The organism is Streptomyces sp. GbtcB7, assembly GCF_019091445.1.
Classification (GTDB): domain Bacteria; phylum Actinomycetota; class Actinomycetes; order Streptomycetales; family Streptomycetaceae; genus Streptomyces; species Streptomyces mirabilis.
Window position 1 is genome coordinate 1 of the sequence record NZ_JAGXJM010000580.1, and the last position, 239, is coordinate 239.

The 239-nt window shown below is 62.3% G+C and carries 1 pseudogene; it reads left to right on the forward strand.

Annotation, left to right across the window (positions count from 1 at the left end):
- Window positions 1-201, forward strand: a pseudogene (locus KVT44_RS56895) (alpha/beta hydrolase); the annotation flags it as partial.
- Window positions 202-239 lie beyond the last annotated feature (38 nt).

The window sequence follows — 239 nt, forward strand, 5'->3', positions numbered from 1 at the left end:
CCCATCCCCGGTGACTTCCCCCCCCAGCTCACCCAGAACGAGGCCCCCAACGGCATCGCGCAGGCGCTCTCCTCCAAGGACTTCTGGGAGTACCTGACGGAGGGCCTGGACCAGGCGTTCAGCGGTGACGGCAAGGTATTGATGCAGCTATCCGACTCGTTGAGCGGGCGCAACCAGAACGGCCATTACAGCAACCTCTAAGCTGCCAACGTCTCCATCATCTGCGCCGAGGAGAAACA